This window comes from Shigella sp. FC1967, from assembly GCF_001743005.1.
GTDB lineage: Bacteria > Pseudomonadota > Gammaproteobacteria > Enterobacterales > Enterobacteriaceae > Proteus.
Genome location: NZ_MIIZ01000122.1, coordinates 1 through 10,856, shown reverse-complemented (window position 1 = coordinate 10,856; position 10,856 = coordinate 1). Strand labels below are relative to the sequence as shown.

Sequence of the window (10,856 nt, the reverse complement as noted above, 5' to 3'; positions counted from 1 at the left end):
CTTTTTTAAGAGTATATTTTTGGTTTTAAAGTCTGTTTCGAGTGTTTTTGAAAAAAGTAATATTTTTGTATGAAAAATGTAAAAAAATACACCTAATATCAGTAAATTAATAAAAAATAGACTTAATTAAATTTGAGTGGTTTGACTTAAATAAAACCCGAGAGAATAATATATCCAACTTGATACATTCCCTTTATCTAATTTCATTATTTAATATGAGATTAATTAGGTGCAATTTATCAAAATATAGAAACTTTATTTAGTATGTCATTCATTTAAGCAAATTTCTTATTTTGCTTATATTGAATTTTATTATTTTAAATATCTTCGTTCTTATATTTTCAGGAAACATAAAGATGAAATTAAATAAATTAGGTTTAGTTTTAGGTTTAGGCTTAGCTGTTGCTGCGGGTTCTGCATTTGCTGCAGATGATGGTACTACTGCTCCGACCGCAAATAAGGATCAAGGTCATGGTACTGTAGAATTTTGGGGTTCAATTATCGATGCTCCATGTTCAATCGATCCTAACTCAGGTGACCAACGTGTTCCACTAGGACAAGTTTCAGCAAATGCTCTGAAAGAGGGTGGCCGTAGCGTATCTAATACTTTCAAAATTAAATTACTGCAATGCTCTACTGAAACTTATAAAACAGTTCAAACTACCTTCACGGGTGCTGAAGCAGCCGATATTCTGCCAGGCTCTTTAGGTATCGAAGGTTTAGCGCAAAATGCAGCAGTTGTTATTACTGATGCAGGTGGTACACAAATTAAATTAGGTGAACCAACAAAAGCTCAAACTATTCGTGATGGTTCAAATGATCTGAACTTTGCTGCTTACTTAAAAGGTTCTCCTGATAAAGCCGCTGTACCGGGTGACTTTACTGCGATCGCAACTTTCGCATTAACTTACCAATAATAAATGTGCTTTTAAGCCCTGTATAAGGATGTATAGGGCTTTATTTTGAGCTTTATTTTATGGTTTATCTTATGGAGTAGAAAACAATGAATCGCAAAATGGTGTCACTATTATTACTTGTTGCAACAGGATTGTTAGTTAAACCTGTAATGGCAGTGACTGATATAAAACAAGATGTAAAATCACATCAGCGATTCGGCGTGGTTAGTTTACAAGGTTCTATATTAGAACCAACATGTACTATCTCGGCGGGAAGTCGAGAGCAAGTGATCTCTTTAAATACCGTATCTATTCCAACCTTAGCAGTCGAAGGCCAAGGACCTATTGAATATTTCTCTATTCGATTAACAGAATGTTCTCTTGTTGACCAAAAAGGTACACAAGCTGAACGTCCTCGTTTTACTGCTACTTTTGAAGGACCCGCACAGAACGGATTATTCCAACTTTTCGGCGATGCGAAAGGTGCTTCGTTAGCTATTGCTGACCGTTACGGAAGATCGGCAATACCAGGGAAACCTTTACCTCCTGTGGATATTGATACTAAGTCGTTGTCTTTGTTGTATCAAGCAAGACTAGTTAAAAATAACGATATCCCACGAGCCGGTAATTATCAGGCAACCCTGCGTTTTAAACTTGAATACTATTAAATGGATTGGTTGGATAATTTATGGCTAAATCATTCAAAACTGCATCAAGAAATGCAGAGATAAAGAGTAATAAGCATACAATTCGACCTGTCGCAGCTCTGATCTATTTAATTATTGCTGGTATGGCGAGCGCCCCTAGTATGGCATTTGCAGCTGGTGATATCGAGTTTAACTCTGATATTCTTGATCTAAAAGATAAGCAAAATATTGATTTATCTGACTTCTCTCGCGCTGGTTATATTATGCCAGGTAAGTATGAATTTATTGTTAAAGTGAACAATAATGAATTACCTGACCTCTATACCATCAATTATGTAGTCCCTGAGAATGATCCTAAAGCGAGTGTTCCTTGTATTCCTCGCGAATTAGTCAATCAATTTACGTTGAAACCAGAGTGGCTTAAAGCAGTAACTTGGAAAGATGGCGGTGCTTGCCTTGATGAGTCATCGATACCCGGCATGACAACAAGTACTCATTTAGGTGCAGGTAGTTTTATTGTGACTATTCCTCAAGCCTATGTTGAGTATGCAACTGAAGATTGGGATCCACCTTCTCGTTGGGATGAAGGTATTTCAGGACTTATTTTTGACTATAACTTGAATGCTAATGTGACCGATCCCGCTAATGGTAAACAAAGACAACAAGTTACGGGCAGTGGTACTGCGGGAGCTAACTTAGGTGTTTGGCGTTTTCGTGCTGATTGGCAAGCAAGCTATCAGCACACAACTGGCGTGAATGGTAGCACTGAAAATGATTGGGATTGGAGTCAATATTATCTTTATAGAGCAATAACCCAGTTGGGGGCTCGCCTTATTATGGGTGAGACTTATTCACGTTCTGATATTTTTGATAACTTCCGTTTTACGGGGATCAGTTTATTAACGGATGATCAGATGTTGCCTCCTAATTTGAGAGGTTATGCGCCTGAAGTAACTGGTGTTGCAAAATCGAACGCCAAAGTGACGATTAGTCAGCAAGGTCGCGTGATCTACGAAACACAGGTCGCACCAGGTCCATTCCGTATTCAAAATCTTAATGATGCCGTCAGTGGTAAGTTGGATATTCGTGTTGAAGAGCAAGATGGTTCAGTACAAGAATACCAAATGGATACGGCAAGTATCCCTTACTTAACACGCCCGGGTAGAGTGCAATATAAATTATCAGCCGGTAAACCTTCTGATATAGACCATAAAACGGAAGGGCCAGTTTTTGCAATGGGTGAGTTTTCATGGGGGGTCTCAAATGGTTGGTCACTCTATGGGGGATCATTAGTTGCGGGAGATTATAATTCTGTCTCTTTAGGTATTGGTCGTGACTTGATGGTATTAGGTGCAATTTCATTTGATGCGACACACTCATGGGCAAAAATTCCTAGTGATAATAAACGCTATCATGGTGGCTCTTATCGAGTGAGTTACTCTAAACGTTTTGAGGCGATTAATGGTCAGGTAACTTTCGCCGGTTACCGTTTCTCAGAACGCGACTTTATGAGTATGGATCAATATTTAGATCGTCGTTATCGAGATAACAACCGCGATAATAATAAAGAGCTTTATACAATTACATTAAGTAAACAATTCCCTGATTTAGGCTTGAGTGCTTATCTCAATTATAACCATCAAACATATTGGAATAAGCCTAATAACGATTACTACAACTTGTCGTTATCTAAGTTTATGGATATTGGCCGCTTTAAAAATATCAATTTCAATGTATCTGCTTACCGCAATAAATTTAATGGCTCGAATGATGATGGTGTTTATCTGAATGTCAGTATGCCTTGGAGTGATAAAGCCACAATTAGCTATAACACAGTGATTAATAAGCATGGTAACTCACATAATGTGAGCTATTTTGATCGCCTCGATGAAAATAATAACTATCGCTTAGGCGCAGGTTTAAGTGGCCGTGGACGCCCATCTGCTGATGCTTATTATACGCATTATGGTGATACCGCGCTGGTAACAGCAAGTGCGAGTCATACTCAAGGTGAAAATACCTCAGCATCACTCTCTTTACAAGGCGGAGCAACGTTAACCGCAAAAGGTGGCGCATTCCACCGTACCGCAATGCCAGGTGCTGCGCGTTTATTAGTCGATACTAATGGTGTGGCTGATGTACCAGTTAGAAGCTTAGGGGCGGTGAGCCATACTAACGCTTTTGGTAAAGCGGTACTTCCAGATATTAATAATTACTATCGAAGTAGTGCAACAATTGATTTAGATAAATTACCTGATGATGTTGATGCAGTGCGTTCAATTCAACAATTAACTTTAACCGAAGGGGCAATAGGTTACCGTGAGTTTGACGTTATTTCAGGGCAAAAAGCGATGGCGATTATTCGCTTGAAAGACGGTAGTTACCCACCATTTGGCGCTAGCATTACCACAGAAAAAGGACGAGAACTGGGGATCGTGAATGATAGCGGTAATGTTTATTTAAGTGGAATAAACTCCGGAGATATTTTAGAGGTACGTTGGAGTGGTAAAAAACAGTGTGAAATACAAGTACCTCAGTTAGACAAAGGTGTCTTTATTTCTTCACTCTTATTAACGTGTGGGAATACACCATCAATCTCTTATTCAGCACAAGAGAGAACCGAATCACCCTCTCAGCCACAATTAGTCAAAACTGAAGGTTGAGAAGGGAAAATTAAACGATTTTATAAACAAAAGAGTAATTAAAGATGATGTTATTAAAGCGCTCATTCATTGTAGCAACCACATTATTGACGGGCATGGTGTTTACTCAACAAGCTATTGCTGCGATTGCATTGGATAGAACTCGTGTCATTTTTAATGGAACGGATAAATCAGTTAGCCTTAATGTCAGTAATCAAAATAAAGATTTACCTTATTTAGCGCAAGGTTGGATGGAAGATGTAAATGGGCAAAAAGTAGAAAGCCCATTAATCGTTCTGCCCCCAATTCAGCGTATTGAACCAGGCGATAAAAGCCAAATAAAAATACAAGCATTACCTGATGTCGCTAAATTACCTCAAGATAGGGAAAGTGTGTTCTATTTTAATTTACGTGAAATTCCACCACGTAGTGATAAACCCAATGTGTTGCAAATAGCATTACAAACGCGAATTAAATTGTTTTATCGCCCAGCTGCGATTTATGCAACACAAACAGATTTAACCAATCCATGGCAGGAAAAAATTACCCTAACGAAAAAAGGGGATACTTATCAGGTTAATAATCCAACGCCTTACTTTGTGACCATTGTCGATGGGTTAACGGGGTTAAAAGGTGAAAGTATTAATGGGTTTACGCCTTTAATGATTGATCCCAAAAGTAGTGCAGATCTTAATTTGAAAGCCTCAACACTTGGTGCCTCACCCGTATTAAGTTATATCAACGATTACGGTGGACGTCCTCGTTTGAAATTTAGCTGTAGTGGTAATGAGTGCAAGGTTGTAGAAACAGCAGTCGGAAATTAATAGGTTTATTTATGGATATGGAACAGCGGTTTAACACAAGCAAAGCAGTGTTGATTTTATTAATGACAACATTTACTGGTGTCCTGAGTTCAACTGCTGTTGCAAATACATCATCAAGTATGTTCACACCTAAAGCGACGACCGTTTCACCGGGTATGGTTCCGGTTAATATCACCGGTTATGTTATCGCTCCACCACCTTGTGTCATTAATAATGGGCAAATGGTTGAGGTTAATTTTGGTGAGGTAATGAGTACCCGAATTGATGGAAGCAACTATAAACAGCCCGTTATCTATAAAGTGGAATGTAAAAAGATGCCGACTAACATGATAAAAATCTCGGTAGTTGGCAACAGTACGGGCTTTGATAGCAATGCGTTAAGAACGAATATCACTGGATTAGGAGTTCATATTCTTTATCAAAATAAAACATTGCGTTTAGGGCAGACGATAAACTTTACTTATCCTAATGCTCCTACTCTTGAAGCTATCCCTGTTCGTGATTATTCAGCAACATTAACGGGTGGTGATTTTAGTGCTACTGCAATGCTTCGCGTGGAATACCAGTAAGGAGTCTGAACGATGTATAGCAAATTGAAAAATGTTTGTTTGATGACTCTACTTGTAACAGCGCCATTATTAGTGAGCGCAGCAGATGAACCTAATATGAAACTATTTGGCACATTATTAATTCCGCCTCCTTGTGTGATTGAAGATAATAACTTAATTGAAGTTTATTTTGGCCATAATGTTGGTATTCATAGAGTTGACGGGATTAATTACACCCAACCCGTGAATTACAGATTAAAGTGCGATCCCAATATTAAAGGCTGGGATTTAGGGCTTTCTATTATTGGTCCTAAAAGCCAGTTTGATGATGCGGGATTACAAACCAATATTACTGATTTAGCTATTCATATGACGCGAAATGGTGAACCTTTTATCTTAAATGAGCGTTTTATTATCTCACCGGATAAGCCACCTATTATTCAAGCTGTTCCTGTAAAAAAACCGGGTAGTACCTTAGTAAAAGGCCCATTTGAAGTAACAGCAACGTTACTTGCAGAATATCAATAGGAGTGTGAAATGAAGCTTAAAACATTACCGCTTCCTATTATTTGCGGGCTTACGCTTCTAATAGGAATATTTACTGTTGCAGAAGCAGCACCGAATAATATGCGACTTTATGGCACATTGGTTGATGAACCTTGTGTGATTAAACCAGGAGATGAAACCATTTCACTTGAATTCGGTAATGTGCCTGATAAAACATTTTATATTGGTGCGGGCAGAACAAATAGCCAAAACTTTCAAATTCATTTATCAGAGTGTGATCTTTCGATTAATAAAAAAAGTGAGAGTGACATTTAGTGGTACTGAAAATCAGGCAATGGTTGGACAAGGTTTTCTTGCTTTAAGTGCAGGAAGCCAAGCAGAAGGTATTGCTATTGGATTAGAAAATTCAGATGGTACACCACTACGGATTAATCAAGAAAGCAATAATATTGCCTTAAATTCAGGGGATTCGATTTTAAGGTTTCGAGCCTTTATACAAGCAGAACCTAATGCTATTGCCAATGAATCAATAAAACGAGGCCGTTTTAGTGCAATAGCCACATTTCATCTGAATTATGATTAATCCTTACGATTGAGGTTAATATGTCTACCCCAAAACGATTATCAGCATTATTTATATTTAGTGTGATGATGTTATTTTCAACATCATCAATGGCTGCAATTTTTTTCTTATATCACAGAATCTAAGCTTGTCGGCTCAAAAGGTGCTGACTATACCTTTATTATTCAACGTTGGGATCCTGAGCCGCCTGGTACATTAAATCCGTGTTATGGATGGAAAAGATGTTATATCACGATTAACCACCGGCATGACGTTGATGGTTCAGGAGGGACAGTAACAAAAAGGATATTAAGTAACGCACAAAAGTATCGCACGATGGAAGAATTACGCCAAGCCGTTTTGGCTAAATTAGCGTTACCTTATGGACCTAAAAAAGCCATACACAGAGATGTTGATCCTTCTCTTCTTCAAGAGTGTGTGGGGCTATTTTACCAAGAAGAGTCAAGTGGTGTTGCTAAAAGTGGTCGTTTATTACCCGGTTCTTCTTGTGGTATAGCACCTCCTCCTGTGGGAGCTTGTCAAATTATTGATGGCTCTGTGAATTTAGACTACGGCGAAATTAATGAGAACGAATTAAATAATGCACGCCGTTCAAAAAATATCTATATCACATGCAATAAAGATATGAGTGTAAAAGTGATTGCGACAGGTATGGTAAGTGATCGTATTCCTTTACGTTCAGATAATAGCTTATATGCAAACTTATATTTAGGAACCCTTAATGGGGGGGAATATCCAGGGGAAGACGGCGCAATTGTTTTTGTTCCCAAAGGTAGAGCAACATCAGTATCAGTCAGTTCTGTATTGCGTACAAATGGTCGTGTCGAGGCTGGATTCTTCTCTGGTTCTGGTGCACTTATTTTAACATTACCATAGCAGGTTATATAAGGTTGGAGTATGTTGGATTATGATCTTATAAGCATCAATGTGAATGAGCTAGTTGGCAAAAGAATACAGAAAAAACGCAAAGAGCTGGGTTATACCGGCAGACACATTGCTGATAAATTGGGAATTAGCCAGCAACAGTTTTCACGTTATGAACGCGGGTTAAATAAAATAGACTTGAGTTACCTTGTGATATTGTCGGTCTATTTAAAAACCCCCATTTACTGGTTTTTTGAAGATTGTTTTCACGATGAAGAAGAAACTGAAGATAGACACACAAGTCAGAGTATACATTTTATGGCGGAATCTACGCCAGATATTATCTTCTAATCAACAAATATTTTCTCATTAAGGGGTAAATAAAGAGGGGAGGGGCATTTTTACCCTCTTTTTATTTTCAAATATCAATAGCATTGTCTTTTAGCTATTTATTTTACAGTTTCTATTTATCTTTTCTCAGATCCATCAATTCTTTATTCTATGCCGAGTAATACGTCCAATATCTACTGTAAAATTACTCATTCATGTTACAAATAATCTAATTTTTTAACCTATCCTGACCGTTTATTCGTCGTTTTTTTCCCTTTCATAGTAATTACGACCGCTACTATCAGGTTTATCTGAGTGTTTAATCGTTTCTGACGATTAATTGAAGGTGTTTTTAGCTGAAAAAGGTTAATAAATAATCACTATAATGTTAAAAAATGTTACCTTATGCACATTTTTTAATTTTAGATATTATAAATTAATTTTAATGTAAGTTATTTGTAAGTGTATTGTTTGTTTTTATTTTATTGTTTTTTTAAGGTAAAAAATATTTTTATTTAACCACTTTTATTCTGATGTTTATCTTAAATAAAGCATTTATAAATAGGATTAACAGATAGTCATAATAAAAAGGGTTGTGTACTGTGCATTTTCTGTTTTTTTATAAAAAGGATAAATGATGCAAACAAAAAAACAGGGAGGCAGTCGCTTTCTACGCACAGTGGAATGGCTAGGAAATGCGCTACCCCATCCCGTTATTTTATTTATTATTTTAATTGCTATTTTACTTGTCTCTTCGGCAGTTGGTGAATACTTCGGTGTTACTGTACAAGATCCACGACCAGAAGGCGCTAAAGGGCGTGCAGAAGATGGCTATATCCATATTATTAGTTTGTTAGATGCGGAAGGTATTCGCCGTATATTAGCCAATATCGTCACAAACTTTACTGGGTTCGCGCCTTTAGGTACGGTATTGGTGGCGTTATTAGGTGTTGGTATTGCTGAACGTGCGGGTTTATTATCTGCGGTTATGCGTTTAGTGGTAATGAAAGCACCTCGCAAAATGACGACATTGGCGATTGTCTTTGCGGGGATTATGTCAAATACCGCGGCTGAATTAGGTTATGTGGTATTGATACCATTATCAGCGATTATCTTTCATTCGTTAGGTCGGCATCCTCTTGCGGGTTTAGCGGCTGCATTTGCAGGGGTTTCTGGCGGTTATTCTGCTAACTTACTCTTGGGGACGATAGATCCGTTATTATCGGGTATTACGCAGCAAGCAGCGCGCATTATAGATCCTACTTATATCGTTGGTGCTGAAGCAAACTGGTACTTTATGTTTGTCAGTACATTCCTTATTACTTTCTTAGGTTACTTCATTACAGAAAAAATCGTAGAGCCTCAACTAGGGCCTTATAACGGTAACGAACTTGATGATGAAGAAAATGATTTAAAGAATGCTGCTGAAGTTACGCCATTAGAAAAGAAAGCATTATGGGCTGCAACAGGAACTTTTGTTGTGATGGGCGTGATATTGGCGCTAACGGTTGTTCCTGAAAATGGCATATTGAGAAACCAAGAAACTGGGCTAATTGGTAATTCTCCTTTCTTAAAATCTATTGTTGTCTTTATTTTCTTATTCTTTGCTATTCCAGGGATTGTTTATGGATGGATTGCTAAGACAATGCGTACCGATAAAGATATCGTTGATGCCATGGCGAATTCGATGAGCACACTAGGGCTCTATTTAGTGATTATTTTCTTTGCCGCTCAGTTTGTTGCATTCTTTGGTTGGACAAATATCGGTCAGGTTATTGCTGTTAAAGGTGCTGCACTACTTAATAGCATTGATATGCCAAGTGGATTACTGTTCTTAGGCTTTATTTTAATCTGTGCTTTTATTAACTTAATGATTGGCTCAGCATCAGCACAATGGGCGGTTACAGCACCTATCTTTGTACCGATGTTAATGCTTGCGGGTTATGCGCCAGAGACAATCCAAGCAGCATATCGAATAGGAGATTCTGTTACTAATATCATTACACCAATGATGAGTTATTTTGGTTTGATATTAGCAGTCGCAACCAAATATAAGAAAGACACAGGGATTGGTACCATGATCTCTATGATGTTGCCATATTCCGTTATTTTCTTAATTGGTTGGTCATTATTATTCTACTTGTGGGTATTTGTATTCAACTTACCAGTGGGACCAGGTTCACCAACGTATTATTCTCCAACAGCAGGTTAATTTCTGCGATGAAAGAAGCTTATACAGGGATGTATAGGCTTTTTCTGTTTTGATATTTCATTATTTTTGTTCGGTTTCTTTTTTGTGATTTGCCAATTTCTCTGTCAGTTGTGTGCCATAGTCCGCATGTAAAAATTGGGTATCTAAACCAGCCTGTTGTAATTTCAACTCAAGTAATGCCAAGCGCTTTTGCAGTGTTCCATCCTCTATTCCTGTTTCATTTAATGTACTTAAGATCTCAGCGAGAGATAAGGCTTCTTTTCTATCTTGCATTTCAGGGGGCAAAAAACCCGCATTCTTTAATAAGTGATAGCTTGCTGTGACTGCTCCCCGCCGTAAATGGCGAGGCTTCCCACTTCTCAGACCGCAACCCTCTGTACGACGGATTTACGCGGGTCTCCATGGGCTGAAACGACGAGTCCCGCCGCTTGTAATTCCAATATGCCCTTGTGTCGGATATTGATTGCCGCATTGATATCTCGGTCATGTTCAACTCCACATTCAGGGCATTGCCAGATACGCTTATGTAGTGGCATTTCTGACATCTTATGACCGCAACAATGACAGGTTTTCGAACTGGCAAACCATTGCTCCAGTTTTTACCAGATGGACGCCTTTTTCTGCGGCTTTATATTCCAGCTTTGTGATAAAACCATGCCAGCCTGCATCACCGATAGCGCGAGCCAGACAGTGGTTTTTCATCATATTCGCCGATTTCAGTGTCTCTACAATTACCGCTTGGTTTTCGTCAACAATTGCACGAGAGAGTTTGTGTTGAAAATCAGCACGGGCATTGGCTACCC

10 protein-coding genes and 2 pseudogenes are annotated in these 10,856 nt (G+C 38.2%); 10 read left to right on the top strand and 2 right to left on the bottom strand.

Annotated elements, in window-relative coordinates; all coding sequences use genetic code 11:
* Positions 1-356: 356 nt before the first annotated feature.
* From BHE89_RS01145 to BHE89_RS01100, 10 genes and pseudogenes are all read left to right on the top strand, one after another.
* A complete protein-coding gene (locus BHE89_RS01145; protein WP_069368450.1) occupies positions 357-917 on the top strand; it encodes a fimbrial protein in 561 nt (186 codons plus the stop codon).
* An 86-nt stretch (positions 918-1,003) separates the two neighbouring features.
* A complete protein-coding gene (locus BHE89_RS01140) occupies positions 1,004-1,564 on the top strand; it encodes a fimbrial protein (RefSeq protein WP_069368449.1) in 561 nt (186 codons plus the stop codon).
* A 20-nt stretch (positions 1,565-1,584) separates the two neighbouring features.
* The gene (locus BHE89_RS01135) at positions 1,585-4,206 is read left to right on the top strand and encodes an outer membrane usher protein (RefSeq protein ID WP_069368448.1); all 2,622 of its coding nucleotides are present in this window, start codon (positions 1,585-1,587) and stop codon (positions 4,204-4,206) included.
* A 44-nt stretch (positions 4,207-4,250) separates the two neighbouring features.
* Positions 4,251-5,009, top strand: a complete 759-nt coding sequence (locus tag BHE89_RS01130; protein WP_069368447.1) for a fimbria/pilus periplasmic chaperone — start codon at positions 4,251-4,253, stop codon at positions 5,007-5,009.
* 11 nt (positions 5,010-5,020) lie between these two features.
* A complete protein-coding gene (locus BHE89_RS01125; RefSeq protein ID WP_069368446.1) occupies positions 5,021-5,578 on the top strand; it encodes a fimbrial protein in 558 nt (185 codons plus the stop codon).
* Positions 5,579-5,620: 42 nt separating this feature from the next.
* Complete coding sequence (locus BHE89_RS01120) at positions 5,621-6,085, top strand: fimbrial protein (protein ID WP_069368728.1); 465 nt, start codon at positions 5,621-5,623, stop codon at positions 6,083-6,085.
* Between the two features lie 9 nt (positions 6,086-6,094).
* Positions 6,095-6,647: pseudogene (locus BHE89_RS01115) on the top strand (fimbrial protein).
* Positions 6,648-6,740: 93 nt separating this feature from the next.
* A complete protein-coding gene (locus BHE89_RS01110; RefSeq protein ID WP_458694197.1) occupies positions 6,741-7,523 on the top strand; it encodes an MrpH family fimbial adhesin in 783 nt (260 codons plus the stop codon).
* A gap of 21 nt (positions 7,524-7,544) precedes the next feature.
* A complete protein-coding gene (locus tag BHE89_RS01105; protein WP_069368443.1) occupies positions 7,545-7,862 on the top strand; it encodes a helix-turn-helix domain-containing protein in 318 nt (105 codons plus the stop codon).
* A 616-nt stretch (positions 7,863-8,478) separates the two neighbouring features.
* Positions 8,479-10,053 carry an AbgT family transporter gene (locus BHE89_RS01100; RefSeq protein ID WP_069368442.1) on the top strand — a complete coding sequence of 525 codons (1,575 nt, stop codon included), beginning with the start codon at positions 8,479-8,481 and terminating at the stop codon, positions 10,051-10,053.
* A 60-nt stretch (positions 10,054-10,113) separates the two neighbouring features.
* Here the strand turns inward: BHE89_RS01100 and BHE89_RS01095 are convergent, their stop codons facing one another.
* Both BHE89_RS01095 and BHE89_RS01090 read right to left on the bottom strand, forming a co-directional pair.
* On the bottom strand, positions 10,114-10,338 hold the full coding sequence (locus BHE89_RS01095) for a DnaJ family domain-containing protein (protein WP_286138894.1): 225 nt from the start codon (positions 10,336-10,338) through the stop codon (positions 10,114-10,116).
* A gap of 74 nt (positions 10,339-10,412) precedes the next feature.
* Positions 10,413-10,856: pseudogene (locus tag BHE89_RS01090) on the bottom strand (RNA-guided endonuclease InsQ/TnpB family protein); the annotation flags it as partial.